The following is a 25,580-nucleotide window of genomic DNA, read 5'->3' as shown; positions in this document are numbered from 1 at the left end:
CTTCAAAGTTCGCCTAGGCACAGTTGAGGCATGGCCATCCGGGACCGTCTGCTCACTGTGTTCGTCGCCGTCTTGTGGGGCCTCAACTTCATTGCGATCCACGCCACACTCGGCCAGTTCCCGCCGATGTTCGCGGGCGCGCTGCGGTTCCTGCTGATCGCCGTTCCGACGGTTTTCCTCGTGCCGTGGCCGCGGGTGAAGCTGCGGTACCTCCTCGGCTACGGGCTCGGGTTCGGCACCGGACAGTTCGCGTTCCTGTTCGTCGCGATGCACCTGGGCATGCCGACCGGGCTGGCGTCGCTGGTGCTGCAGGCGTCGGCGCCGTTCACCGTGCTGCTGGGCGCAGTACTGCTGCGGGAACGCGTCTCCGGACGGCAGCTGGCCGGAATTCTGCTCGCGGTGGCGGGGATGACGGCGATCGCCTGGCAGCAGTCCGCCCACGCCGCGCTGGTGCCGGTGGTGCTGACGTTGCTGGCCGCGCTGAGCTGGGCGATCGGCAACTTGAGCATGCGCCGCGCGGAGCCGGACAACCCGCTGCACCTGACGCTGTGGATGTCGGTGGTGCCGCCGCTGCCGATGCTCGCGCTGTCGAGCATCTTCGAAGGCCCCGGAGCGGCGTGGCATTCACTGGCGACGCTCGGCACCAAGACGGGTCTGATCGGCCTCGCGGGGCTGGCGTACGTGGTCGTCTTCGGGACGGTCATCGGGTCCGGCATCTGGACCACGCTGATGCGCCGCAACCCGGCCGGCGTGGTCGCGCCGTTCTCGCTGCTGGTGCCGGTGGTGGGGTTGACGGCGTCGTTCTTCATCCTCGGCGAGGTGCCGACGGTCCTCACGCTGGTGGCTGCGGCGGTGGTGATCGGCGGGGTGCTGCTGGGGTCGTTGCGGCGGAAGCCCGCGGTTACGCCGGAGGAATTGCTGCCGGTGTGAGGGTCACCGGCTGGCATCAGCCGCCCGTCTCTTGCTGGCACGACGGGCCGCGCCTTTGGGGGTGAAGGCGAACCTGTCGACGAACCTCGCCCCGCCATAGCGAGTCGCTAACAGCACTGACTCCGGCTCGGCGCTTGCTCCTGGCTCGGTCCCGCTCCCGAGATGGAAAAAGACAAGCGGGTCGTCGAGATGCACGGTGCCGTAAGCGAACGTCTTCGGGAAAGCCGGGTTGGATCCGCCGAGGAGTACCGACGGCGGCCCGGCCTCGGCGAGGATTTCGCTGTGGCTCCAGTCGTGGGCACACCACGACTGGAGCCGGTCTCGGAGGTGGTCGTAATCCACTGGGGACAGCGTGTTGTCCAGGGTGAGCCAGCCGCGGCGGTGCGCGATCTCGGCGTAAACCGACGCCATGATGTGCGAGTCCCGCTCGCCCATTACGAGTTCGACCGCGCCGCTCACCCCGGTGGAGACGAACGCTTCCCGTGACCGGAGCTCGGCCAGGTCATCGGCCAAGAGCTGCTCGCCTCCGTCGACGAATGCGACGGCATCGAGAAACAGCCGGAGTGCGCTTTCCCCGCCGTACATGCCCGGCCTGCGAAGGGCGGAGTTCAGCTGGCGAAGCAGATAGTCGCGGACCTCGCCGATTGTGCGGCTCGTGCCGTTGTCACTGATCATCGTTCGCTCTCTGTTCGGTTGCCCGGGAACGGAAATCCCCCGGCGAGTCCGAAGACTTACCGGGGGATTTCAGGGGCGAAAACTTCAGGCCACCGCGTCGTTCTTCTCGTCCGACGAGGCCGAGGACGACTCCGTGGCGTGGCGCGCCATGCGCTTCTTCAGCACCAGCGTCACCACCACGCCGATCACCAGCGCCGCCCCGAGGCCTGCCCACTGGAAGCCCTTCAGCCATTTGTCGGCGACCACGCCCAGGTAGTAGATGAGCGCCGTCGTTCCGCCCGCCCACACGATGCCGCCGAGGGCGTTCGCGATCAGGAAGCGCGGGTAGTGCATGTTGAGCGACCCCGCGAGCGGGCCGGCCAGGATGCGCAGCACCGCGACGAACCGGCCGAAGAACACGGCCCACATGCCGCGTTTGTGGAACATCCGTTCGGCGCTCGCGATGTGATCGGGGCCGAAATGCTTGGGGAACTTCCGGCCCGCCCACGCGAACAGCCGTTTGCCGCCCTTGCGGCCGATCAGGTATCCGATGCTGTCGCCGATGATCGCGCCCGCGGTGGCCAGCGCGCCGATCCACACCGGGTTCAGCCCGCTGTGCGACGACGCCAGCAGCGCCGCGCTCACCAGCACGATCTCCCCCGGCAGCGGGATGCCCAGGCTTTCGACCATCACCACCAAGCCCACCAACAGGTAGACCGAGAGCGGAGGGATCGCCTCCAGCACGTGGTCGATGTTCACTGCCAACCCCCTTGTGATTCGTGCCTGGTCTCCGCAGGGTACCCAGCTCACGGGGATCCTCGCGTCCGACTGGAGTCGGGGGTGGGGTCCGTCTTCCGGCAGGGTTTTTCAGGGTTTTTCCGACATAACACCCAAAGCACGCGATTCGAAGTACTCCCGTTCCGGCAGGCTCAAGGTGCGCTGGGCGGCCCGCAGGTAACAGTCGCGGGCGCCTTGCGGATCGCCGGACAGCTCCAGGAGATGCGCGCGGACGACGTCGGCGCGGTAGTGGTCCACCTCGGTGGCGTCCAGTTCGCTCAGCGCGAGCGCCGGGCCTTCGACGCGGGCGAGCGCGACCAGGCGGTTGAGGGTGACCATCGGGCCGGGGGCGATCTGCCGGAGAAGGTCGTACAGCACCAAGATCTGCGGCCAGTCCGTCGCGTCGGCGGTCGGGGCTTCGTCGTGCACGGCGGCGATCGCGGCCTGCAGCTGGTACGGGCCGACCGGGGTCGTGGCCAGCGCGTGTTCGACGAGCGCGCTGCCTTCGGCGATCGCGGAAGCGTCCCAGAGCGTGCGGTCTTGTTCGGCCAGCGGCACGGGGATTCCGCCAGGACCGGTGCGGGCCGGACGGCGGGCGTCGGTGAGCAGCATGAGGGCGAGCAGTCCGGCGACCTCGCCGTCGGCAGGCAGCAAGGCGCGCAGTTGGCGGGTAAGCCGGATGGCTTCGGCGGTCAACTCGACGCGGTTCACCGCGCTGCCGGAGCTGGCGGTGTGGCCTTCGGTGAACACCAGATACAGCACCTGCAAGACCGCGGCGACGCGTTCCGGCAGCTCGTCCTGCGGCGGAAGGGCGAAATCCGCACCGCGCAGTTTGTGCTTCGCCCGGCTGATCCGCTGGCCGATCGTCGGCTCCGGAACCAGGTACGCCCGCGCGATCTCGGCGGTGGTCAGGCCGCCGACAGCGCGCAGCGTCAAAGCCACTTGCGACGGGCGGGTCAGCGCCGGATGGCAGCAGAGCAACAGCAGGGTGAGGGTGTCGTCCTGCTGCGGCACGAGTTCGAAGGACGGCGGTTCCATCGCGGCCACCGTCTCCTCACGACGGAGGCGCGCGGCTTCATTGCGCCACATCTCGATCCGCCGCCGTGAGGCCGTCGTGACGAGCCAGGCCTTCGGGTTGTCCGGGACACCGTCCTTCGGCCATTGCACAGCGGCGGCGAGAAGGGCCTCCTGCACGGCGTCCTCGCATTTGCCGAAATCGCCGTAGCGGCGCACGAGCGCGGTCAGCACCTGCGGGATGGCCTCGCGCAGGAGGTCCTCGATCACAGCTCGAAGTCCACGTCGCCGGTCAGGCCCATCACCGGCCGCACCTCGATCGTCGCGAACGGGGCCTCCGGGATTCGCGCGGCGATCTCCAGCGCGCGGGCCTCCGAATCGCATTCCAGCAGGTAGAACCCGGCGAGCTGTTCCTTGATCTCGGCGAACGGGCCGTCGGTCGTGGTCACGCCGTCGGCGCGCACGCGGACCTGCTTCGTCAGGTCCGGCGCGGCCAGCCGCTCGGACACGATCCGTTCCCCGGTTCCTTCCAGGTCCTCGTGGAACCGCTGGTAGGCACGCAGACCCTCGGCCTTCTGCTCGTCGGACATCCCCGCCCAGGCCGCGCGCGACGCCGGGTTGCCGTAGATCAGGACCAGATACTTCATCGGAAGCCTCCTCGAAAAGTTTTCTACCCTGATGTCGAAGCCGAGCGGACGGCTTCGACGTCCCGGACGAACACCGAATCCGAAAAAAGGAGAACACAAAATGTCCGAGAACGAGATCCGCGACCTTCTGGCCGAGCGCACCGCGGCGATGCACGCGAAGGACCCGCAGCGGGTCGTCGCGAGCTACGCCGAGAAGGCGGTCAAGTTCGACCTCGCCCCGCCGCTGCGCACGACCGGCGCCTCCGCGGAGTACGTCAAGCAGTGGTTCGGCACCTTCGACGGGCCGATTTCCTACACGTACCACGACGAGGAGATCACCGTGTCCGGCGATCTGGCGGTGGTGACGGCATTGACGAAGCTGACCGCGACGCCGCAGGGCGCGAGCGAATCGTTCACGCTCTGGTTCCGCACGACGTTTGCCTTGCAGCGCACCGGAAACGGCTGGCTGATCGCGCACGAGCACAACTCGACGCCGTTCCACATGGACGGTTCGTTCCGCGCCGCCGTCGACCTGCAGCCCTGAAAAGCAGTGTGGGCGCCCGCCGGAAAGCGGGCGCCCACAAGGCGTTCAGAGGATCTCGGCGGCCGAACTGACGTCCGGCGGGCCGAGGTCCGGGTTCAGCGCCCCGGCGTCGACCAGTTCCGCCTCGACCTTGTGCGGCTGGATCCGCCCGTCGCGGATGTCCTCCGCGTAGTGGCAGGCCACCCGGTGCCCGGCGCCGATTTCGCGCAGCTGCGGGCGATCGGTGTCGCACAGGCTTTCCTGCTTCCACGGGCACCGCGTGTGGAACCGGCAGCCCGACGGCGGATTGGCAGGCGAGGGAAGGTCGCCGGCGAGCAGGATCTGCTCACGGCTGTCCTCCACCACCGGGTCCGGCACCGGAATCGCCGACAGCAGCGCGCGCGTGTAGGGATGCAGCGGGTTCTGGTACAGCTCCTCCGACGTCGTCTCCTCGACCAGCGCACCGAGGTACATCACGCCGATCCGGTCGGAGATGTGCCGGACCACCGCGAGGTCGTGCGCGATCACCACGTAGGTGAGACCGAGCTCTTCCTGCAGATCCTCCAGCAGGTTCACCACCTGCGCCTGCACCGAAACATCCAACGCGGACACCGGTTCGTCGGCGACGATCAGGTCCGGTTCCACCGACAGCGCCCGCGCGATGCCGATGCGCTGGCGCTGACCGCCGGAGAACTCGTGCGGGTACTTCCGCAGCGAGGTCTCCGGAAGGCCGACCGCGTTCAGCAGCTCGCGCAGCCGTTTCGCGGTGGACTCCTTGTCCTTGTCGAGCCCGTGCGCGCGCATGCCCTCGACGAGAATCGACTCGACCGACTGGCGCGGGTCCAGGCTCGACATCGGGTCCTGGAACACCATCTGCATCCGCCGCCGCGCCTTGCGCAGCTGCTCGCCCTTGAGCTGGGCGACGTCGGTGCCGTCGAAGACGACCTTGCCGTCGGTCGGCTCGTTGAGCCGCAGGATCGCGCGGCCGAGCGTCGACTTGCCGCAGCCGGATTCGCCGACCAGGCCGTAGGTTTCGCCGCGGCGGATCGACAGGTCGACCCCGTCCACCGCGAACACGTGGCCCACCGTGCGGTCCACGACGACGCCGCGCTTGATCGGGAAGTGCACCTTGAGGCCGGTGACCTCGAGCAGCACCTCGTCGGTGTTCGCCACCGTCATCGGGTTCCTCCTCCTGCCGCCACGGCGGGTTGCACCGGGTTGTGGCAGCGCAGCAAGCCGTTCCGGTCGGGAACGAGCTCCGGCGAATTCTCCAGGCAGGCCGCGACCGCGTTCGGGCAGCGCGGCGCGAACGCGCAACCGCCGTCCCACGGGATGTTGTCGGCGACCGAACCGCGGATCGGCACCAGCTTCTCGCCGCGGCCCTCGTCGAGCCGCGGGATCGAGGCCAGCAGGCCGTGCGTGTACGGATGCCGCGGCTGCGCGAACAGCGAATGCCGTTCCTGGCGCTCGACGATCCGGCCGCCGTAGAGCACGTTGACCTCGTCGCAGAGCCCGGCGACGACGCCGAGGTCGTGCGTGATCATCACCAGCGCGGTTCCGGTGTCCTGCACCAGTTCCCGCAGCAGGGCGAGGATCTGCGCCTGGATCGTCACGTCGAGCGCGGTGGTCGGCTCGTCCGCGATGAGCAGCCGCGGACGGCACGCCAGCGCGATCGCGATCAGCGCGCGCTGGCGCATTCCGCCGGAAAGCTGGTGCGGGTACTCGGAAAGCCGCCGCGTCGGGTCGGGAATGCCGACCTTGTCGAGCAGTTCCGCCGCTTCGAGCCGCGCCTTCTTGCGCGGCATGTCGCGGTGGCGCTCCAGCACCTCGGTGATCTGCAGCCCGATCGGGATGACCGGGTTCAGCGAGGACAGCGGATCCTGGAACACCATGCCGAGATCGCGGCCGCGCCGGTCGCGCATTTCGCGGTCGGACAGCGTCAGCAGATCGGTGCCCTCGAAGCGCACCGAACCGCTGACGGTGTTGCCGCGTTTGGCCAGCAGCCGCATGATCGCGAGCGAGGTCACCGACTTGCCGCAGCCGGACTCGCCGACCAGACCGACCGTCTGGCCGGGTTCGACGTCGAAACTCACGCCGTCGACCGCGGCGAACGCGCTTTCGCCGCGGCGTTGGAACACGACCTTCAGGTCGCGGACTTCGAGAAGTGCCACGGGGTCACCGCCGGTTCTTCGGGTCGAGGGCTTCGCGGAGGGACTCGCCGAGCAGCGTGAACCCGAGCGCCACGATGATGATCGCGATCGCCGGGTAGTAGGCCAGCTCGGGCCGGATGTCGAGGAAGTGCTGGGAAGCGTTGCCCAGCATCAATCCCCACTCCGCGCGGGTCGGGTCCGGGTCGCCGAGACCGAGGAACGACAGCGCCGCGGCCTCCAGGATCGCGGTCGCCAGGGTCAGCGTCGCCTGCACGATCACCGGGCCGAGCGAGTTCGGCAGCATGTGCCGGAACACGATCGTCGTGCGCTTCACGCCGAGCGACGTCGCCGCCAGCACGTGGTCCGCCTCGCGCTGGGCGAGCATCGAACCGCGCAGCAGCCGGGCGAAAATCGGCACGCCGATGATCGACACCGCGATGATCACCGTCCACTGGCTCGGCTTCGCGAACAGCGCCGCGATCGAAATCGCCAGCAGCAGCGAGGGGAACGCCAGCAAAACGTCGACGACTCGCATGAGGACGGTGTCGACCCAGCCGCCGAACGCGCCCGCGAGCCCGCCGATGAGCGCGCCGATCAGCACGCCGATCACCGTGGCGAGCACGCCGACCAGCAGCGTCTGCTGTGCGCCGATGAGCAGCCGGGACAGGAAGTCGCGGCCGAAATCGTCTACGCCGAGCGGGAAACCGGGCTGTGCGCCCGGAATGATGCCGCGGCCGAGGATGACCTTGTCCTGCAGATACCGGACCTGCGGGTCCTTCGGCGCGAGCAGCGGCGCGAAAATCGCCAGCAGCAGGAACAGCAGGGTGATCACGCCGCCGACGATCGCCACCGGGCTGCGCAGCATCCGGCGCAATGCCTCGGCGCCGAGACTGCGGCCGCCCGCCGACGTCGAGGCGAGCTTGTCGATCGGCTCTTTCTTCTTGTTCAGCAGAGTGTTCACCGCACACGCACCCTCGGGTCGATGAGCCCGTAGGAAATATCCACGAGCATGTTCACGAGCACGTAGACCAGTGCCCCGAGAAGCAGCAGCGCCTGCAGCCGCGGGTAGTCCCGCTTGTCGATCCCTTCGGCGAGAAGGAATCCGAGGCCGCGGAAGTTGAACACTCGCTCGGTCAGCACGGCGCCGCCGAGCAGCGCGCCGGTCTGCAGGCCGATCGTGGTGATCACCGGCAGCAAGGCGTTGCGCAGCACGTGCCGCTGGCGGACCACGGGCTGCGTGAGGCCCTTGGAGTTCGCGGTGCGGATGAAGTCCTCGTTGAACACGTCGAGCACCGACGCGCGGGTGATCCGGGTGATCACCGCGAGCGGAATGGTGGCGAGCGCGAGCGCGGGAAGAATGAGGTGCTTGATCGCGTCCCAGACCGCGTCCCATTCGCCGGTCATCATTCCGTCGAGAATGGCGAAATGCGTGACGACGGTGGCGTCGATGCCGGGAGCCTGCCTGCCCTGCGACGGCAGCCCGAGCGGCGTGGAAAGCAGGTCCTGCATCATGTAGCCGAGGAAGAAGATCGGCACCGCGACGCCGACCAGGGTCAGCACGATGATGACGTTGTCGAGGACCTGGCCGCGGAACCGGGCGGCGAGATAGCCGAACGAAATACCGGCCACGACGGCGATGATCATCGCCGTGATGCCCAGTTCAATGGTGGCCGGAAGGAACGTGCCGATCTCCGACATCACCGACCGGGACGACACGAGCGAATTGCCGAAATCCCCGGTGATCGCGCGGCCGAGGAATTTGAAGTACTGCACGAAAATCGGCTGGTCGAGACCGAGGACGTGGTTGAGGTTCGCCAGTTTCTCCGGAGTCGCCTTGTCCCCGAGCAGAGCGGACGCGGGCCCGCCGGGGAGTGAGCGCAACCAGGCGAACACCAGGATGGACAGGATGAGCAGCGTCGGGATCGCTTGTAGCAGCCGACGCACGAGAAAACGGAGCACGAGTAGTCCTTTGTGTACAGCCCGGGAACGAGGCCAAGGGCAGGCGCGGTAGCACCTGCCCTTGGCCTGGCTGCTCAGTGGAGCACGTCAGCCGATCGTGACGGTGTCGAAGCGTTCGTCGGTGAGCGGGCTGGCCACCACGCCCTTGATCTTCGGGCCGACCACGATCGCCGGCGTCGGGTAGGCGATCGGGATGGCGGGCAGGTATTCCATGATCTTCTTGTTGGCGTCCTGGTACGCCTTGGTGTGCGCGTCGCCGGCGGGCGCGGCGTCCGCGTCGGCGAGCGCCTTGAAGATGCCCTGGTTGTTCTGGTCGGACAGGCCGAACTCCGGCTTCGGGCGACCGAAGAAGGTGCCGACGAAGTTGCCCGCGTCGTTGTAGTCACCGGTCCAGCCGAGCAGGTGGATGTCCTGCTTGCCCGCCTGCTGCACATCGTCCTTGTACCCGCCGTTCCACGACTCGGCGACCGGCTGCACGTTGATGCCGATGGCCTTCAGGTCCTCGGAGATCGCGGTGTAGGTGTCGGCCGGGTTCGGCATGTAGGGCCGGGTGACCTCGGTCGGGTAGTAGAACTTGAGGGTCATGCCCTCGGCGCCGGCTTCCTTGAGAAGCTGCTTGGCGCGTTCCTTGTCGTACGGGTACTTGGTCACGTCGTCGGTGTAGCCGGAGATCGCCTTCGGCACGAACTCGGTCGCGACCTCGGAACCCTCGGCCAGCTTGGAGCGCACGAACTGCTCGCGGTTGATGCCGTAGGCCAGCGCCTGGCGGACCTTGGGGTTCTGCAGCTTCGCGCCGTTGGGGCCGGCCTGGTTGATGCCCAGGTAGAGCACGTTGAACGACGGGCGGATCAGCACCTGCTCGCCGTCGTTGCGCAGCAGCCCGTAGTCGGCGGGGGCCGGGAAGTCGTACCCGTTGATGTCGCCGGCCTTGAGCGCCTGCTTGCGGGCGTTCTCGTCCGGGATCACCTTGAACACGAGCTTGTCCAGCTTCGCGGGCTGCGGCATCGTGCTGGTGTCGTTGCGCACCAAGGTGATCTGGCCGTTGCCCTGGTCCCAGCTGTCGAACTTGAACGGGCCGGTGCCGGTCGGGTGCTTGTAGCCGTACTCCGGATACGTGATCGACGTGCCGGAGCCGGTGACCTTGTCCGCGTTGTACTTCTGCAGCGCGGTGGGGCTCTGGATCGCGAACGACGGCAGCGTGAACGCGGCCGGGAAGGCGCCCTTCGCGCGGTTCAGGTTCAGAACCGCGGTGTGGTCGTCCTTCGCCTCGCAGCTCTTGTAGATCGGCTGGCCCTTGGTGGTGCCCTCGTTGTTCGCGAAGCCCTCGAAGACGTCGCCGTAGTAGATCATCTGGCTCTGGGCGGTGGCGCCCTTCATGTTGTACCAGCGATCGAAGTTGAAGCAGACGGCCTTCGCGTCGAACGCGGTGCCGTCGCTGAACTTCACGCCCTGCTTCAGGTCGAACGTCCAGGTCTTGCCGTCGTTGCTCGGCGTCCACTTCGTGGCGAGCGACGGGGCCAGGTCAGCGGTGCCCGGCTTGTTCTGGATCAGCGTGTCCAGCATCTGCCGGGTGATCCGGAACGTCTCGCCCTCGTCGTTGAAGATCGGGTCGAACATCTTCGGGTTGCCGGTGTTGCCGAAGACCATGGTGCCCCCGGAACCACCGCCTCCGGACTCGTCGCGCTTCGATTCCGCGCACGCGGACAGCGAGACCGCGAGCGCGCCCGCGAGTCCGATCAGAGCTGCCCGGCGTGTTCGGGTCAGCCGCAATTGCTGCATCTGGCACCCCTTGGGAATGTTCGGTGTATCGAAATTCACCGTCGGCGGTCAGTTCGGGAAGACCAGTGCGATCGGTGTGTTCGGTGACACTAGCGGGAACTCGGCCCCCGCTTAAGCACGTGAGGTTACGATCGCGCTACGTAAGCCCCAAATTGACCGCAACGTGTCGGCAATTGTGCGCTCTGCGTAGCGAAATCCGCCGGTTTGGTACGTTGAGTGGCGGTTTGCTCACCCAGTTGGCCTAGCGGAGCGGGTTGTCCGTTCCGGGTGCCGTGGATGTTCCGGAACCCTTGCGACGGGCCCGCGGAGGTGCCCGCGAAGCACTCTGAAAGAGCCCGAATGTACTCGAGTTTCCAGCGCTCGCGCATTCCGCGCAATAGCCTTTTCACTGGCCGCAAACCGATGTCGAGCAGGCATTCCGGTTGTTCAGACCAGCTGGTCCGCCGCCTCGCGAGTGCCGTCCACAGCGAACCAGCCGCGCTCGAACAACTGCCAGCGCCGAAGCTCGCCGCGGGCCTCCTCGCCGTCCCGGGCGACTGCCCTGGACAACCGTTCAGCCTCGGTGCCGCCCTCGATCCAGCACAGCCGCGACAGCCGGGACCGGAGCGCCCGGCGTCCGCTTGAGACGCCTTCCAGCACCAGCACCTCGGGCACTTCGACGCGCACAAGTTCACCGGGCCGCGGCGCGCCGGAGGTCCAGTCCACCCGGCGGTACTCGCCAGGCCGGCCCTGCGCCAGCGGCGTCAGCACGCCGTCTTCCAGCTGCGGCCACCACGCGACGGGATCGTCCCAAGTAGCGAAGGCGTCCGTGCTGACCAGCGCGGCGCGCGATCCGAGAGCTTCGACCGTCTCAGCGGCGAGAGTGGACTTACCGGCCCCGGACGGACCGTCGATGGCGAGCACCCGGACGCCGCCGAGCCGGGGCGGAGCAGCGAGCAGTGCGGAGATCAGCGAACGCGTGCCGGGCTCGCTTCGGGCAGGCCGTCCACGTTGTCGGGTGCGGACGTGCGCTTCTCCAGCTCCGCGATACGGGCTTCGAGGTCGCGCTGGGTGTCTTCGAGTTCGCAGCGCAGCAACGCGGTCTCCTCGACCGCGGTCCGCACCTCTTCCTCCAGGTGCCCGACCTCGGTCGAAAGCTGCAGCGCGACCAGCGCCAGCACCACGCCGGCCAGGAAAAACACGAAGTTCGACGGGGTGGCGACCCCGGTGAGGTGCGCCAGGAACTCCGCGACCGGCGGGACCACCGCGAGCACCACTACGCCGAGCGCCACCACGAGCCAGATGCCGGCGTACTTCTCGCGCAGCTTGCGCCGCCGCATCATCTCGACGACGACGAGCAGCACCAGAGCCGCGATGACGATGCTCAGTACCTGCCAGCCTGCCATGAAGCCTCCCTACGCCGCGGCGGACGAGTCGACGGACGGACGACGGCGCACGAGCGCGAGCAGCAGGGCGAGCCCCGCGCGGCCCAGGTACACCGCGGACTTCACCGGCGAATGGCTCGGCTTGCCGCCCGCCCGTTCGCGCATGACCACCGGAGTCTCCCGAATGGACAGTTTCGCCCGGATCGCCATCACCAGCGCCTCGACCGTGTCGCCCAGGTACTCGGCCGGGTAGTAGCCGGCGAACAGGCGGATCGCGCGCGGGCCCATCGCCTTGAACCCGGAGGTGACGTCGGTGAGCTTGCTGCCGGACAGCCGGCTGAACACCAGCGACAGCGCGACCATCGCGTACTTGCGCGGCCCGACCGCGCGGTAGTCGCCCTTGCCCGCGAACCGGGAGCCGATCGCGATGTCGGCGCCCTCGTCGAGGAGCCGCAACAAGGCGCCGACCTCGTCCGGGTCGTGCTGGCCGTCGGCGTCGACCTGGACGACGGCGTCGTAGCCGCGCGCGGCGGCGTAACGGAAACCGGTGCGCATCGCGCCGCCCACGCCGAGGTTCACCGACAGCCGGGCCACCCGGACGCCGCAGGCGCGGGCGAGTTCGGCGGTGCGGTCGGTCGAACCGTCGTCGACCACCAGCACGTCCGCGGTCGGCAGCGACTGCTTGACCTGGGCGAGCACCGAAACAACGCTGTCTTGTTCATTGAGCGCGGGCATCACGATGAGCACGCGTCGAGTGCTCACGGATGTGCTGGACACGGCAGCCACCATAACCGCTTACTGACCGTTCGCTGTGGTAGGGCCGGTCACGCCGGACTGTCCGGCGATTTCGTAGATCGTCGCGCCCTCGTTGCGGAACACCACGCGGAACTGCGGACCGGGCCGGACCCGCGCCACGCCGACGGACTCGATCGCGTTTTCCGCGGCCTTCCCCTTGCCCTGGATCAGATAGCGCACCCGCAGGTCGGTGAGGTCCGCGCGGACCTGCTGGTACTTGTCGATGTCGTTGACCCACGCGCTCAAGTACGCGGCCTTGGTGTTCGCCTCGGCTCCGTAGAAGGTCCACTCGACCGGCTGAACTCCGGCCAGCGCGTACATCCACGCGGAGCCGTCGGACCGGTTGTTCATCACCCGCTCGCCCGGCACGGTGTGCTGGCCCAGCCAGGCGAAGGCGGCTTCCTCCGCCTTGGACACGGTCGGCCCGTCCTGGTAGGTGACGGCCAGCCGGCTCGCGTTGCGGCCGGCGTAACCGCCCTTGCTCAGTCCGCCGCACACCACCAGCAGCAGGACGACCCCGACCACGCCGAGCGCGGCCGGCGCGAGCTTGACCCGCGGCTGTACCTTCCGCGCGAACCAGGCGGCTCCGGTGTGCGCGAACTCTCCGAACGCGACCGCGCCCGCCAGCGGCACCAGCGCGGCGATCCGCCAGTGGTCGTTGTAGAAGAGGCTGGTCAGCTTCTGCATGATCGGCGAGTTGACCGACACCGTCAGCATGAAGAGGCCGCCGAACACGACGTACGCGGCGGCCAGCCACAGCATCCGCCGATGCCGCACCAGCAGGACGAGCCCGACGAACGCGGGCACGCCGATCCACCACTGCGGGAAGTCCGACATCGGAGAGAAAGTGATCGTCTGGCCCAAGCCGCCGGCGAGCGTGGTCTCCGGCGCCCAGTACGCGCTCGTGACCCCGCCGGCGTTGTACAGCGAGGGCAGCACCAGCGGCACGCCGAGCACGATCGCCAGCCCGCCGGTCGCGATCAGCGAGGGCAGGCTGCGCCGCCATTCGATCTTCTCGAAACGGCAGAGAACGGCGACGAGAATAAGCAGGAAATAAACAACGACCACGAACACGACACTGGTGTGCAGACCGCACAACCCGGCCACGCCGACGCCGATCGCGACCGGACCGGCGATGCCGTTCGGCTTCAGCAAATAGCGGCCGAGCGCCAGCATCGCCGGAATCAACGCGACCCCGGCGACGTAGGGCCACAACGGACCGCGCCACAACGAGTCGTACGGGAAGGCGCTGAACCACGTGCTGACCGCGGCGGCCGCGGCGGTGCCGAGCGCGGGCATGCCCCAGACCCGGCACAGTGCGGCGACCCCGAACGGCACGGTGAAAATCACCGCCAGCGCGGCCAGGTTCAGCGTGGGCATCATGGTCAGCCCGCCCTTGCCGAAAACCAGCGCGAGCAACGCGTGATACGTGTCGGGGTAGAAGTAGTTGCCCTGGTTCGGCAGGTTCGCGATGGTGCCGACAGTGGACGGCCGGGCGTCGCCGTGTTCGGCGATCCAGCGGATCAAGTTCCCGTGGAAAGGCGCGTCCCAGCCCTGCTGGACGGTGTCGATCCCGTTGGCGCCGCGCAAGAAGGTGACCGTGCCCACGCCCAGCGCGACGACGACGCCCGCCGCCATCACGAGGTGGTCGCGCAGCGGCAGCTTCTCCGGCTCCTCGCCCGCCCAGTCCGGGTGCCTGCGGGCACGCAGCCGCTGCGCCGCGAACGCCAGCCCGAAGCCGACGACAGCGAGGACCAGCGTCCACAGCACGACGTTGAGCAGCGACCAGCGGATGCCAAGGCCGCCCAGCACCGGGACGCCGAGCGCGATGACCCCGAACGTCAGCAGCGGCGCCGCGGCGGCGAGTGTCCACCCGCGCAGCCGGATGGCCGCTCCGAAGACGAGCCCAGGCACCCAGAATGCAAGCAGCACCAGAAGAACGTTCATCGAATTCGAATCCAAACCTGATCGGCTTTCGCCCTCCGACGCGCGCCGGGAACCGGCGGCTCGGAACTCACACTACTGCGACGCTAAGAACACGCTTCACCCGTGTCAGACGTTCCTTCCGCCGACGAATTAGCGAGTACGAATACCAACACGACGACGAGCCCGGCCATCGGCGCGACCGCGAGCGAAACAACGGCGCGCAGCACGGTGTCTCCCGGAACGGCGAGAAGCAACGCCGCCGCGGTGACCGCGACCACTGCCCAGGTGATCAACACGCGGTTGGCCTGGGCGCGCGCCACCAGCACGGCGGTGAGCAACTGCATCGGCACCAGCAGCACCGAGGACCACACGAGCCCGGCGACCGCCCAGCCGTCCACCTGGTACTTGGGGCCGTTGACGAACTGCACCGCCCACGGGCCGATCAGCATGCCGACCAGCGCGCCGAGCGCGGCCAGCGCGAGCGCGGCGAAGGTGCCCAGCAGCAACACCCGGCGCAGCCGGCTCCGGCCGTCCTCGGTGGCGGAGAGCCGCACCACGAACGGCACGGCGAGCGACTGCACCGGCGCGACCAGCGTCAGCGGCAGCCGTGCGATGACCAGCGCGGCGAACACCGCGCCGAGCCGGTCCCGGTCGCCGCCGGGGGCGAGCAGTCCGACCAGCGCGGGGTAACCGGTGATGACCGTGGCGGTGAGAGCCGCTCCGAGCAGCAGCATGAGCATCCGGCGGCTGGTGACCGCCCAGCCGTCGCCGTCCGCACGGACGTCCAGCAGCCGCCATGCCTTGCGGATGAACAGCAGCCAGGCGAACGATCCGGCCGCGACCGCCAGTGCCAGCGGCACCAGCCGGTACGCGGTGGCGATCACCAGCAGGCCCAGCACCAGCGCGCGGACCGCGGGTTCGGCGACGATCAATCCGGCGAAGTGCTTGACCTGGTGCTGGCCGATCAGCAGGCCGCGCACACCGAACTGGCAGGCGAACGCGACCCCGCCGGCCACCACCACCAGCGCGAGTTCCCAGCTGCCGTGGAACAGCCGTTCGTTGACCGGCGGAATGAGCAGCGCCAGCCCGAACGCCCCCGCGGCCGCCGCCGAGACGGCCACCGCGCGCAGCGCCCCGCGGCCGGCGACGCCACCGGTCAGCGCCGCCGTCGCCGACTGCCGGGAGAGCTCCTGCTCCAGCGGGGACAACGCGCTGCCGAGGCCCATCAGGAGGCCCCAGAACGTGAGGAAGGTGGCGTACTGGTCCGGCGGCAGCAGCCGCGCGCAGGCGACGGTGAGGACGTAGCCGAGGATGATCGCCGCGATCAGCGACCCGCCGAGCTTGCCCGCGGTGCGATGGGTGTCCCGGACGACCCCGCCTGCCGCCGCGCCGGTGTCCGCCACGCTCATCGGCGCCGCAGCCGGGCGCGCAAGGCGAGGGCCAAACCGCGGAACACGCCCGCACCGAACCCGGCCGCGAACACCGGCAGCAGGGTGCCGACCGCGCGCGCCTCGGCGGTGCTGGCCCCGCACTTCTTGACCGCGGCGGCTGCCGCCGCCGACCCGGCGATCCCGAGCACGGCAGTCGTTTTCGGCTTCTTCACGGCCATCCCGGCTCCGACCGCGCCGACCGCGAGCGCGCCGAACAGCGCGGTGCGCGCCGGACCGGGCGAACCGAGGTAGGAATCCACGTACGTGGTGCCCCGGAAGAATGACTGCGCCCAGAACTTCTTGAGCGAATCGCGGCCGTGGTAGGTCCCGGCGAACTGCGGGGCCAGGTGAATGCGCGAGCGTTCGGCGATCCAGCGCAGCATGCGGGTGTCGTCGCTGGCCAGCCGGACGTCGTCGAACAGCGATTCGAAAGCGGCGGCGGAGCCCTCGAGCAGATCGCGGCGGGCGCAGAAAAATCCGGTGCCCTTCGGGTACAGGTCGAATTCCTCGATGCCGAACGACGTCAGCTTCGGATCCGCGAAGTACTTGCGCCACGAGAATGCGACCAGCCCGGCCATGAAACCGGCGTAAGGATTGTGTTCGGACGCGACGTTGATGTGGCCGTTCCAAGCCGTGCGTTCGGGATGGCCGGTCAGCTGGTCGCGCAGAAAACCGAGGCTGCCGGTGTCTACGATCACGCGACTGTCCAGCAGCAGCAGCCATTCGCCGGACGCCTTCGCCATTCCGGCCCGGCGGGCCTCGAACCGGCCGCTGTTGGACTGGCTCAGCACGGTGATGCCGTACTGGTCGCGCAACCGGGCGAGCCGGGCGGGCGTGCCGTCGGTGCTCCCGTCGTCCACGACAAGGATTTCCACCGGCCACCGCGCCGCCTCGGCCGAGGCGATCAGCGCGCCGACGCTGCGGTCGATCCAGTCTTGTTCGTTGTAGACCGGAATCACGACGCTGAGCGACGGGAGGGGCGGATTCGCACTCACCCCGGCGAGGCTACCCTGTACCGGGCGGGACGGAGCGCACAGCATCCTGGCCCGCGGCGTTGACCTGCTGTTCACCCGGCTGTGGCCGGCCCGGAGATTGGGTAATCCACGGTGATTTCCTTCATTGTCGGCACCACCGCGGAACTGATCAAGATCGCGCCGGTCTTCCACCGGATCGCCGACCGCGGCGTGACTCCGAAGCTCTGGTTCACCGCACAGCACGTGGACGAGGTCGCCGACGTCCTGTCCGATCTGCGCCTGCCGGAGCCGGATCTGTGGTTCGTGCCGCGTGCGCAGGCGCACAACCTCGAATCCCCGGCGCAGGTACCGGGCTGGGCGGCGCAGGTCATGCGCACCGCTTGGAGCCGCCGCGCCGAACTCCGCGCGCAGTTGTCGTCGGACGGCCGTCCGCCGCTGGTGCTGGTGCACGGCGACACCTTCACCACGCCGTACGGAGCGTTGATCGGCAAGAAGGTCCTGAAGGCGCGCGTCGGCCACATCGAGGCGGGCACGCGGTCGGGCAGCATTCTGTCGCCGCTGCCGGAAGAACTGAACCGCAAAATCGCCGGGAAGCTCGTGGACATCCACTTCTCGCCGAGCGAGCGCGAGGTCCACAACCTGCGCAACGCCCGCGGCGTCGTGGTGAACACCGAAGCGAACACGGCGATCGACTCGATGCGTCAGGTCGTCGACCAGCCGCTGGACGTACCAGGATTGCCGGAGAAGTTCGGTTTGGCGACGCTGCACCGGTTCGAACTGGTGTCGCGCGCGGACAAGTACCGTGAGGTCTTGGAAATCCTGCGCGCGCAGAGTCGCAAAATGCCGATCCTGTACATGGCCGGCGCCCCGGAGCGGGAGAAGATCCGCGCACTGGGCTTGGACAATCTGTTCGACGACAAGTTCATCGCCCAGCCGAAGATGCGGTACCTGAAGTTCCTGCCGCTGGTCGCGCGCGCCGAGTACGTGGTCACGGACTCCGGTGGGCTGCAGGAGGAATGCGGCTACCTGGGCCTGCCGTGCGCGGTCCACCGCGCCCGGACCGAGCGGCATGTGGGGATTGGCGAGAACGTCATCCTGACCGAAATGCGCGGGGACCGGCTGCAGGAATTCCTTGACACGTACCAGAACCGGCGCGGTGAGTCCTGGATGGACAAATACCACCCGTCGGACATCGTGGTGAACTCGTTGGCACAACTGGGTTATTGCTGAATCTTTGGCGTCGGCTCCGCCGCCGCGTGCGGGATCGCCTTTAAGTCGGTGACTGACGGAGCTGCGTACCCGGCCTGGGGGCCGTGCACGCAGCTCCGTCAGACACCGACGCGATCCCGCGTTGGGGTCGCTTTGGCATTCAGGGGCAAAGAATCTACAGCGCGCGTCGTCCGGAAAGCGCGCGACCCAAAGTCAGCTCGTCCGCGAACTCAAGATCCCCGCCCATCGGCAACCCAGACGCCAGCCGCGTCACCGACAGCCCGGGGAAATCGCGCAGCATCCGCACCAGATACGTCGCCGTGGCCTCGCCCTCGGTATTCGGATCCGTAGCGATAATGATCTCTTTGACGTCCGCCTCGCCGATGCGCTTCAACAACTCCCGCATCCGCAACTGCTCCGGCCCGATCCCGGACAACGGATCCAGCGCGCCGCCCAGTACGTGGTAGCGGCCCTTGAACTCGCGGGTCCGCTCGACCGCCAGTACGTCCTTCGGCTCCTCGACCACGCAGATCACCGTGAGGTCGCGGCGTTCGTCCCGGCAGATCCGGCACGTTTCCTGTTCCGAGACGTTGCCGCAGATCTCGCAGAACTGCACGCCTTCCTTGACCTTGCCCAGCACGTCCTGCAGCCGCGCGATGTCCGCGGGGTCGGCGGCCAGCAGGTGGAACGCGATGCGCTGGGCACTCTTCGGACCGACGCCGGGCAGCCTGCCCAGTTCGTCGATCAGGTCTTGGACGACACCTTCGTACAAGTGTCAGCCGCCGAAGCCGAGGCTGCCGAGGTCCGGCATGCCGCCGCCGAGGCCGCCGGCCAGCGGGCCCAGTTTCTGCTCGGTGAGCTTCTGCGCGCTCGCCGACGCGTCGCGCACCGCGGCGACCACCAGGTCGGCCAGGGTTTCGACGTCTTCCGGGTCGACCACCTTCGGGTCGATGACGAGGCTCTTCAGCTGGCTGTCGCCGGACACCGTCGCGGTGACCAGACCGCCGCCCGCGGTGCCGGTGACCTCGGTGTTGGCGAGTTCCTCCTGGGCCTCCACCAGCTTCTGCTGCATCTGCTGGGCCTGCTGCATGATCTGCGACAGGTCGAAGCCGCCGCCGCCGGGTTGCACCATGATCGCACTCGGTCCTTCCGCGTTTGGGTGTTCTGCCCCAGCGTAGCCGCGTACCCGGCGAGTCCGTCCTGGCGGCACGCGTGTGCTGTGGCACCGTGGTCGCGTGCGAGCGAAGACACTCCCGCTGTTGACCGGCCTGATGCTGCTCACGGCGTGTTCCGGCGGCGGCGAGACGCCTGCCTCACCTGCCGCTGCGCCGACGTCCTCGGCGGGTTCGGCGACCCCGAGCCCGAGCCCGTCGTCGAGTCCGCCGCCCGCGTCGTCGTCTTCGAGCCCGCCCTCGACGTCCGCGGTGCCGCCGGTCGGCTCGGGCAAGGTCGTGGTCCTCGATCCCGGCCACAACGGCGGCAACGCCTCGCACCCCGGCGAGATCAACCGGCAGGTGCCCGCCGGGCGCGGGCAGACCAAGCCGTGCAACACCACCGGCACGTCGACCAACGCCGGGTACCCGGAGCACGCCTTCACCTTCGCGGTCGCGCAGGAGGTCGGGAATGCGTTGGCGGCCAAGGGGATCAAGGTCGTCTACACGCGCCAGAACGACTCCGGCGTCGGCCCCTGCGTCGACGAGCGCGCGCAGATCGGCAACAACGCGAACGCCGACGCGGTGGTCTCGATCCACGCCGACGGCTCCACTTCGCCGACCGCGCACGGCTTCCACGTCGCGTACTCGGCGCCGCCGTTGAACGCTGCGCAAGGCGAACCGTCGCTGAAGCTGGCGCGCACCATGCGCGACGGAATCCGCGACGACGGCTTCGCCACCTCCACTTACATCGGTTCGGCGGGCCTTTCGCCACGAAACGATCTGGGCGGGCTCAACCTGTCGACCCGGCCGTCCGTGCTCGTCGAATGCGGCAACATGCGCAACGCCGACGAGGCCGGGCAGATGTCGTCGGCGGCAGGCCGGGCGCACTACGCGCAGGCCATCGCGAAGGCGATCGAGGCGTACCTGGCCGGCTCCTGACGCAGGGAGCCGAAAGGGCTACTGAGCGGACAGAACACCGGACACCGTCTTCTCCCTTGATCGGTCCCGAATTACCGTCGCTGGGGACTTCTCGAGGAGGCGCCGGTGGCAACATCACTCCGAGGACGACTGGTACGGCTGCTGGCCGTGACAGCGATGGCGGGCACTCTCGTGTCGACGGGAGTCGCCGAGGCCGCTCCACAGGCGGTGACCGCCGGGCAAGCGCGGTTCGAAGTCCTGTCCCCGACACTCATCCGGACCGAATACGCGGGCGACGCCAAGTTCGTCGACGCTGGCACGTTCAACGCGATCGGCCGCGGCAGTTTCCCCCGAACTCCTTACACCGCAACCAAACGCGACGGCTGGCTGACCATCCGGACCAGCGCCGTCCAGCTGCGCTACAAGCTCGACTCGGGCGCGTTCTCCGACGACAACCTCACTGTCCAGCTACGCACCGGCGGTCAAGACGTCACCGCGCGGCCGTGGACGGGCAAGCCGGCCTGCACCTTCGGCACCCTCTGCGAAGCCGAACAACTGCAGCTCAACGGAGTGGGCACGGCCAGCGACCACCGCGGCTACACCGGCGACGGTTTCGCGGCGGGCTTCACCAATTCCGGCGACAGCCTGTCCTTCCGCGCCACCGCTCCCGGCGATCACCAGCTGGATCTGCGCTACGCCAACGGAACCGGCGGCGACGGACAGCACACGACCCGCACCCTCAGCGTCCTCGTGGACGGCGCCGACGCACGCACCATCACACTTCCGACCACCGCTGACTGGGACACCTGGGCCCTCGCGACCGTGCCGCTCACCCTGCCCGAGGGACAGCACCAGGTAACTGTCAAACGCGGTGCCGCCGACTCGGGCAACGTCAACATCGACAGCCTCGCCCTGGTCAACACCGGTGCCGCGTACCCGGAGCCCGTGCCGCCCACACCGACGCCGTGCGCGTTCGGCGTTCTCTGCGAAGCCGAGCAAGGCTCGCTGTCCGGCGGCGCGCGCCCGGCCAGCGACCACGACGGGCACTCCGGCAAAGCCTTCCTGGCAGGTATGGAACGAGCCGGTGCGTCCGACGCGCTGACGATTACCGGCGTCCCCGCCGACGGTGCCTACGATCTGCAACTCCGCTACGCCGACGCCACCGCCGTTTCCGGCCAAACTCAGCCGACCTCGTTGACAGTCCAAACCTCTGCTGCCTCGACCGCCCTGACCCTGCCGTCGACCAGCAGCTGGAATTCGTGGCGCACCAACGTAATCCCGGTCAAACTCAAGGCTGGCACCAACACCGTCACGCTGTCCTGCCCGGACGCGAACTGTCACGTCAACCTCGACACTGTCGCCGTCACCGCCGCACATTCGGCGTTGCTGGCCCCGCACGCACCGCTCGGCGGCTACCGACGCGGGCTCGACGGCGTCGACGGCAGCGCAGTCTCCGCACCCGGAATCCTCTATCAGGACGGCTGGTCACTCCTCGACGACACCGCCTCGGCGCTGTACGACCCGCGCACCAAAGTCGTCACCCAACGACCGAGCAGCGAGTCCTATCAGGACGGCTACGTCTTCGCCTACGGCCAGAACTACGGCCGCGCGCTGCAGGAACTGGCCCAGCTGACCGGACCGTCGTTGCTGCTTCCCCGCTGGGCCTACGGCGTCTGGTACTCCGAGTATTACGACCGCACGGCCGCCGACTTCCAGCAGACGATCGTGCCCAAGTTCCGCGAACAGCACGTGCCCCTCGACATGCTCGTCGTCGACACCGACTTCAAATCGCCGGACCGCTGGAACGGCTGGGAAATCGACCCAACCCGCTTTCCCGATCCGAAGGCGTTCTTCCAGTGGGCGCACGACCAGGGCCTGCACACGTCGCTGAACATCCACCCCAGCATCCGCGGTGACGACCCGCAGTTCCCTGCAGCGCAGGCGACCGCGAAGGGCAAACTCCAGACTGGTTGCGGAAAAGACTGCTACGCCTTCGATTTCGGGGACCCCGACCAGCTGCGGGCGTACTTCGACCTGCACCGGCCGATGGAACAGCAGGGCAACGACGTCTGGTGGCTCGACTGGTGCTGTGACAGCTCGAAATCCAGCCTGGCCGGCGTAACTCCGGACGCGTGGATCAACCAGCAGTACGCACAGCGCAACGGCTTCGCGTTCTCCCGCGCCTACGGCTCGCTGCAAGCCGGTGGATACAGCTCCCCGACAGCCGTGCCGACCGGACCGTGGGCCGACAAGCGCACCACGCTGCACTTCACCGGGGACACCATCTCCGACTGGGCCACGCTGGCTTTCGAGGTCGGTTACACGCCCGGAGAATCCGCGGCGACCGGTCTGGCTTCGATAAGCCACGACATCGGCGGCCACACCGGCGGTTCGCAGCAGCCGGGCACGGAACCGGGCAGCACGAAACTGCCGGACGATCTGTACGCACGCTGGGTGCAGCTCGGCACGTTCCAGCCGATCGACCGGCTGCACTCCAACCACAGCGACCGGTTGCCCTGGCAGTACGGAGCCGCTGCGGACGCGTCAGCGACGAAGTTCCTTAACCTGCGCGAGAATCTCGTGCCCTACACGTACACGCTCGCTCAGCAGGCCACCGCGACCGGAATGCCGATCGTGCGACCGCTGTACCTGCAATATCCGGATCAGCAGGAGGCGTACGCCCAAGCTGGCGGGGAATACCTGTACGGCCCGGACGTCCTCGTGGCTCCGGCGACCAGCCCCGGCAGCACCGCGACCACGAGTGTCTGGTTCCCGCCGGGCAACGATTGGACCGACTACTTCACCGGCAAGACCTACCGCGGCGGCACCACCGCGCAGATCACCACGGGCTTGGACACGATGCCGGTGTTCGTGCGCTCCGGCGGAATCATGGTCACCCGCAGCGGAAACGTCGCGGGCGACGCGCATGATCCGCTTACTGCCGCGACGGCCACGGTGGCTGGCGGCCGCAACGGTGCGTTCACTCTCTCCGAGGAGGGCACTACGACTTCCTTGCGCTACACCGAAAACGCCCACTCATCGATGCTCGCGATCGGCGGCACGCAGCGGGCGTGGACCGTCCGGTTCACCAACGCGACCGCACCGTCCGCGGTGTACGTGGACGGTCGTCGCAGCGGAGCCTGGACCTGGGACGCCGCAACCCGGACGGTCACCGTGCAGGCACCGCCGACGCCGCATCCGCTGAACGTGCGGCTCGTGCGGTAGGCGGCCTCGTGAGTGGCTGTGCCGGTTAGAACCGGCGCAGCCATTCACGAGCGGTCAGTCCAGCGGACGCGCGCCAAGGTGGTCCGAGAGCAGCTTGCGCGCGATCTGCTCCGGGTCCTCCTCCGCGGGCGGCGGAGGAGGCGGCGGGACCGGGCTGGAGTCCTCGGAGTAGATGTCGTCGTCCTCGTCCGAGGGTTCGGGCGGGAGCGGGATGTCCGGCTCGCTGGTCGCGACGCGGGGACGGCTCGGCGCTTCCGCCGCGGGCTTCGGCGGGGCCGGAGGCGCGGCGGCGGCCGCCGCCGGGGGCTGGGCAGTCGCGGACGGACGTGTGAACGACCGTTCCGGAGCTGGCGCCGCCGGCTGCTGCCGGGGAGCCTGTCGCGCCGGAGCGGCGGCCGGGGCCGCGCCGTGCACGCAGCGGACCTGCCATTCGCCGCCGAGCACCTCGCTCAGTCCGGCCGCGATCTTGCTCGCGTTGCCCTGGTCGCTCAGCCGCCGGGCGAGCGGTTCGGACTTGTGCGTCAGCGTGACCGCCGAACCGTCGACCTCGGCGACCGCGGCCTGCGTGAGCATGGCTTCGAGCGCGCGACCGCCGGTGAACTTCCGCAGCGACGCCAGCAGTTGCGGCCATTTCTCGCGCACCTTGGCCGCGTCGACGCCGCCCGCCGCCGGGGTTTCTTCCGCAGCCGGTGCGGTCGGAGCGGTCGGAGCCTCCGGTGCAGGAGCGGGCGCGGCCGCCGCCGGAGCAGGCGTTTCAACGGGAGCCGGACGGCTGGCCTCCGGACGCGCCGGTTCTTCGGCTGCCGGACGAGCCGGAGCCTCGGCCGCCGGACGCGCGGCGGGAGCTTCCTGAGCCGGACGCTGCGAAGGCCGCTGGAACCGAGCCGGAGCCTCCGCCGGAGCAGACGCGGCCGGAGCAGACACGGCGGGACCGGCATGAGGCGCCGGAGCAGGACCAGGGGCGACAACGGGACCAGCCGGAGCGGGCGCACCAGCCGGACGCCGCTCGAGCCGTTCGATCCGTGCCAGCAAGGCTTTCTCCGCCTCGGTGACCGACGGCAGCAGCATCCGCGCGCAGAGCAGTTCGAGCACGAGCCGCGGCGACGTCGCGCCGCGCATCTCGAGAAGTCCATTGTGGACAATGTCGGCGTAGCGGGACAGCGTGGCCGGGCCGAGCTTCTCGGCCTGCTCGGTCATCCGCTTCAGCTCGTCGTCCGGCGCGGAGACCAGGCCGCGTTCGCCCGCTTCCGGGACCGCGCGCATCAGCAGCAGGTCGCGCAGCCGGTCGAGCAGGTCGGTGGCGAAACGACGCGGGTCGTGTCCGGCGTCGGCGAGTTTCTCGACGGTGCCGAACACTTCGGAGGGGTTGTCGTTCGCGAGCCCGTCGACCACCGCGTCGATCAGCGCGGTGTCCGTGACGCCGAGCAGCGCCATCGCCCGCGGATATGTGACGCCCTCCGGACCGGCGCCGGCGAGCAGCTGGTCCAGCACCGACTGGGTGTCGCGAGCCGAACCGCCGCCGGCGCGGATCACCAGCGGGTACACCGCCGGTTCGACCGTCGCGCCCTCGGCGGCGACGTTGCGCTCCAGCAGTTCCCGCATCGAGGTCGGCGGGATCAGCCGGAACGGATAGTGGTGCGTGCGCGAGCGGATGGTGGTGAGCACCTTGTCCGGCTCGGTGGTGGCGAAGATGAAGATGAGGTGCTCTGGCGGTTCTTCCACGATCTTCAGCAGGGCGTTGAAGCCCTGCGTGGTGACCATGTGCGCCTCGTCGATGATGAACACGCGATAGCGCGATTCGGCGGGCGCGTAGAACGCCTTGTCCCTCAGTTCGCGGGCGTCGTCCACACCGCCGTGGCTGGCCGCGTCGAGTTCGGTGACGTCGACGCTGCCGGGGCCTTCCGGCGCGAGCGCGCGGCACGAGTTGCACTCGCCGCACGGATCCGGGGTCGGGCCTTGGGCGCAGTTGAGCGAGCGGGCCATGATCCGCGCGCTCGACGTCTTGCCGCAGCCGCGCGGCCCGGAGAACAGGTACGCGTGGTTGATGCGCCCGGCGGCCAGCGCCGTGCGTAGCGGTTCGGTCACATGCTCCTGGCCGACGACCTCGGCGAAGGTCGCCGGACGGTACTTCCGGTACAGCGCGAGAGCCACGTGCCCGAGACTACAGTGAGCA

Annotated in this window: 23 protein-coding genes; 5 read left to right on the top strand and 18 right to left on the bottom strand. The window is 68.7% G+C overall.

All coding sequences use genetic code 11. The features are described 5' to 3' along the window. Positions 1-30: 30 nt before the first annotated feature. Positions 31-930 (top strand): EamA family transporter, encoded by a 900-nt coding sequence (locus ACZ7OI_RS05190; RefSeq protein ID WP_470262901.1) that lies wholly within the window; start codon positions 31-33, stop codon positions 928-930. 3 nt (positions 931-933) lie between these two features. On the opposite strand, the gene ACZ7OI_RS05185 is transcribed toward ACZ7OI_RS05190, so the two are convergent. From ACZ7OI_RS05185 to ACZ7OI_RS05170, 4 genes are all read right to left on the bottom strand, one after another. After that, a complete protein-coding gene (locus ACZ7OI_RS05185; protein ID WP_470262900.1) occupies positions 934-1,605 on the bottom strand; it encodes a hypothetical protein in 672 nt (223 codons plus the stop codon). A gap of 84 nt (positions 1,606-1,689) precedes the next feature. Continuing rightward, positions 1,690-2,343, bottom strand: coding sequence for a DedA family protein (locus ACZ7OI_RS05180; protein WP_470262899.1), 654 nt, complete (start codon positions 2,341-2,343; stop codon positions 1,690-1,692). 108 nt (positions 2,344-2,451) lie between these two features. Further along, complete coding sequence (locus ACZ7OI_RS05175) at positions 2,452-3,645, bottom strand: RNA polymerase sigma factor (RefSeq protein ID WP_470262898.1); 1,194 nt, start codon at positions 3,643-3,645, stop codon at positions 2,452-2,454. Further along, positions 3,642-4,022, bottom strand: coding sequence for a YciI family protein (locus ACZ7OI_RS05170; protein ID WP_470262897.1), 381 nt, complete (start codon positions 4,020-4,022; stop codon positions 3,642-3,644). Before ACZ7OI_RS05170 ends, ACZ7OI_RS05175 begins: the two co-directional genes overlap by 4 nt. 100 nt (positions 4,023-4,122) lie before the next feature. On the opposite strand from ACZ7OI_RS05170, the gene ACZ7OI_RS05165 reads away from it, so the two are divergent. Then, the gene (locus ACZ7OI_RS05165) at positions 4,123-4,545 is read left to right on the top strand and encodes a YybH family protein (RefSeq protein ID WP_470262896.1); all 423 of its coding nucleotides are present in this window, start codon (positions 4,123-4,125) and stop codon (positions 4,543-4,545) included. A gap of 45 nt (positions 4,546-4,590) precedes the next feature. Here the strand turns inward: ACZ7OI_RS05165 and ACZ7OI_RS05160 are convergent, their stop codons facing one another. The 11 genes from ACZ7OI_RS05160 to ACZ7OI_RS05110 all read right to left on the bottom strand — a co-directional run bounded on the left by ACZ7OI_RS05160 (position 4,591) and on the right by ACZ7OI_RS05110 (position 16,922). After that, positions 4,591-5,703 carry an ABC transporter ATP-binding protein gene (locus ACZ7OI_RS05160; protein ID WP_470262895.1) on the bottom strand — a complete coding sequence of 371 codons (1,113 nt, stop codon included), beginning with the start codon at positions 5,701-5,703 and terminating at the stop codon, positions 4,591-4,593. Next, positions 5,700-6,695 carry an ABC transporter ATP-binding protein gene (locus tag ACZ7OI_RS05155; RefSeq protein ID WP_470262894.1) on the bottom strand — a complete coding sequence of 332 codons (996 nt, stop codon included), beginning with the start codon at positions 6,693-6,695 and terminating at the stop codon, positions 5,700-5,702. Before ACZ7OI_RS05155 ends, ACZ7OI_RS05160 begins: the two co-directional genes overlap by 4 nt. Positions 6,696-6,699: 4 nt before the next feature. Next, on the bottom strand, positions 6,700-7,635 hold the full coding sequence (locus ACZ7OI_RS05150; protein ID WP_470262893.1) for an ABC transporter permease: 936 nt from the start codon (positions 7,633-7,635) through the stop codon (positions 6,700-6,702). Continuing rightward, positions 7,632-8,633, bottom strand: a complete 1,002-nt coding sequence (locus ACZ7OI_RS05145) for an ABC transporter permease (RefSeq protein WP_470262892.1) — start codon at positions 8,631-8,633, stop codon at positions 7,632-7,634. The genes ACZ7OI_RS05150 and ACZ7OI_RS05145 overlap by 4 nt, the downstream gene beginning before the upstream one ends. Before the next feature lie 87 nt (positions 8,634-8,720). Then, entirely contained in the window at positions 8,721-10,412 is a 1,692-nt protein-coding gene (locus ACZ7OI_RS05140; protein WP_470262891.1) for an ABC transporter substrate-binding protein, read from the bottom strand. Between the two features lie 426 nt (positions 10,413-10,838). Continuing rightward, a complete protein-coding gene (locus ACZ7OI_RS05135; protein WP_470262890.1) occupies positions 10,839-11,315 on the bottom strand; it encodes a uridine kinase family protein in 477 nt (158 codons plus the stop codon). Positions 11,316-11,359: 44 nt separating this feature from the next. Continuing rightward, positions 11,360-11,797, bottom strand: coding sequence for a DUF2304 domain-containing protein (locus tag ACZ7OI_RS05130; protein ID WP_377867942.1), 438 nt, complete (start codon positions 11,795-11,797; stop codon positions 11,360-11,362). Positions 11,798-11,806: 9 nt separating this feature from the next. Further along, positions 11,807-12,565: a glycosyltransferase family 2 protein gene (locus ACZ7OI_RS05125; protein WP_470262889.1), complete on the bottom strand. Its 759-nt coding sequence runs from the start codon at positions 12,563-12,565 to the stop codon at positions 11,807-11,809. A gap of 6 nt (positions 12,566-12,571) precedes the next feature. Then, positions 12,572-14,518 (bottom strand): DUF6541 family protein, encoded by a 1,947-nt coding sequence (locus ACZ7OI_RS05120; protein ID WP_470262888.1) that lies wholly within the window; start codon positions 14,516-14,518, stop codon positions 12,572-12,574. A gap of 83 nt (positions 14,519-14,601) precedes the next feature. After that, on the bottom strand, positions 14,602-15,906 hold the full coding sequence (locus tag ACZ7OI_RS05115; protein ID WP_470262887.1) for a hypothetical protein: 1,305 nt from the start codon (positions 15,904-15,906) through the stop codon (positions 14,602-14,604). Then, positions 15,903-16,922: a glycosyltransferase family 2 protein gene (locus ACZ7OI_RS05110; RefSeq protein ID WP_470262886.1), complete on the bottom strand. Its 1,020-nt coding sequence runs from the start codon at positions 16,920-16,922 to the stop codon at positions 15,903-15,905. The genes ACZ7OI_RS05115 and ACZ7OI_RS05110 overlap by 4 nt, the downstream gene beginning before the upstream one ends. 111 nt (positions 16,923-17,033) lie before the next feature. On the opposite strand from ACZ7OI_RS05110, the gene ACZ7OI_RS05105 reads away from it, so the two are divergent. After that, positions 17,034-18,131 carry a UDP-N-acetylglucosamine 2-epimerase gene (locus ACZ7OI_RS05105; RefSeq protein WP_470262885.1) on the top strand — a complete coding sequence of 366 codons (1,098 nt, stop codon included), beginning with the start codon at positions 17,034-17,036 and terminating at the stop codon, positions 18,129-18,131. A gap of 154 nt (positions 18,132-18,285) precedes the next feature. On the opposite strand, the gene recR is transcribed toward ACZ7OI_RS05105, so the two are convergent. Together recR and ACZ7OI_RS05095 are read right to left on the bottom strand one after the other, a co-directional pair. Next, on the bottom strand, positions 18,286-18,882 hold the full coding sequence (gene recR, locus ACZ7OI_RS05100) for a recombination mediator RecR (protein ID WP_470262884.1): 597 nt from the start codon (positions 18,880-18,882) through the stop codon (positions 18,286-18,288). Positions 18,883-18,885: 3 nt separating this feature from the next. Next, positions 18,886-19,242: a YbaB/EbfC family nucleoid-associated protein gene (locus tag ACZ7OI_RS05095; RefSeq protein ID WP_344265967.1), complete on the bottom strand. Its 357-nt coding sequence runs from the start codon at positions 19,240-19,242 to the stop codon at positions 18,886-18,888. A 139-nt stretch (positions 19,243-19,381) separates the two neighbouring features. On the opposite strand from ACZ7OI_RS05095, the gene ACZ7OI_RS05090 reads away from it, so the two are divergent. Together ACZ7OI_RS05090 and ACZ7OI_RS05085 are read left to right on the top strand one after the other, a co-directional pair. Then, positions 19,382-20,203, top strand: coding sequence for an N-acetylmuramoyl-L-alanine amidase (locus tag ACZ7OI_RS05090; RefSeq protein WP_470263441.1), 822 nt, complete (start codon positions 19,382-19,384; stop codon positions 20,201-20,203). Positions 20,204-20,308: 105 nt separating this feature from the next. Next, positions 20,309-23,407, top strand: coding sequence for a TIM-barrel domain-containing protein (locus ACZ7OI_RS05085; RefSeq protein WP_470262883.1), 3,099 nt, complete (start codon positions 20,309-20,311; stop codon positions 23,405-23,407). A 54-nt stretch (positions 23,408-23,461) separates the two neighbouring features. On the opposite strand, the gene ACZ7OI_RS05080 is transcribed toward ACZ7OI_RS05085, so the two are convergent. After that, a complete protein-coding gene (locus ACZ7OI_RS05080; protein ID WP_470262882.1) occupies positions 23,462-25,558 on the bottom strand; it encodes a DNA polymerase III subunit gamma and tau in 2,097 nt (698 codons plus the stop codon). Between the last annotated feature and the right edge of the window lie 22 nt (positions 25,559-25,580).

Source organism: Amycolatopsis sp. NPDC114503 (genome assembly GCF_055633655.1).
Note: the sequence above shows the minus strand (reverse complement) of the source record. Positions and strands in the feature narration are given on the sequence as shown.

Bases quoted from the DNA above. Each gene is read 5' to 3' on its own strand.
- ACZ7OI_RS05115 (WP_470262887.1), bottom strand. From the start codon at position 15,906: ATGAGCGTGGCGGACACCGGCGCGGCGGCAGGCGGGGTCGTCCGGGAC.
- ACZ7OI_RS05165 (WP_470262896.1), top strand. From the start codon at position 4,123: ATGTCCGAGAACGAGATCCGCGACCTTCTGGCCGAGCGCACCGCGGCG.
- ACZ7OI_RS05130 (WP_377867942.1), bottom strand. From the start codon at position 11,797: ATGGCAGGCTGGCAGGTACTGAGCATCGTCATCGCGGCTCTGGTGCTG.
- ACZ7OI_RS05160 (WP_470262895.1), bottom strand. From the start codon at position 5,703: ATGACGGTGGCGAACACCGACGAGGTGCTGCTCGAGGTCACCGGCCTC.
- ACZ7OI_RS05170 (WP_470262897.1), bottom strand. From the start codon at position 4,022: ATGAAGTATCTGGTCCTGATCTACGGCAACCCGGCGTCGCGCGCGGCC.
- ACZ7OI_RS05095 (WP_344265967.1), bottom strand. From the start codon at position 19,242: ATGGTGCAACCCGGCGGCGGCGGCTTCGACCTGTCGCAGATCATGCAG.
- ACZ7OI_RS05090 (WP_470263441.1), top strand. From the start codon at position 19,382: ATGCTGCTCACGGCGTGTTCCGGCGGCGGCGAGACGCCTGCCTCACCT.
- ACZ7OI_RS05120 (WP_470262888.1), bottom strand. From the start codon at position 14,518: ATGAACGTTCTTCTGGTGCTGCTTGCATTCTGGGTGCCTGGGCTCGTC.
- ACZ7OI_RS05140 (WP_470262891.1), bottom strand. From the start codon at position 10,412: ATGCAGCAATTGCGGCTGACCCGAACACGCCGGGCAGCTCTGATCGGA.
- ACZ7OI_RS05125 (WP_470262889.1), bottom strand. From the start codon at position 12,565: ATGGTGGCTGCCGTGTCCAGCACATCCGTGAGCACTCGACGCGTGCTC.
- ACZ7OI_RS05190 (WP_470262901.1), top strand. From the start codon at position 31: ATGGCCATCCGGGACCGTCTGCTCACTGTGTTCGTCGCCGTCTTGTGG.
- ACZ7OI_RS05185 (WP_470262900.1), bottom strand. From the start codon at position 1,605: ATGATCAGTGACAACGGCACGAGCCGCACAATCGGCGAGGTCCGCGAC.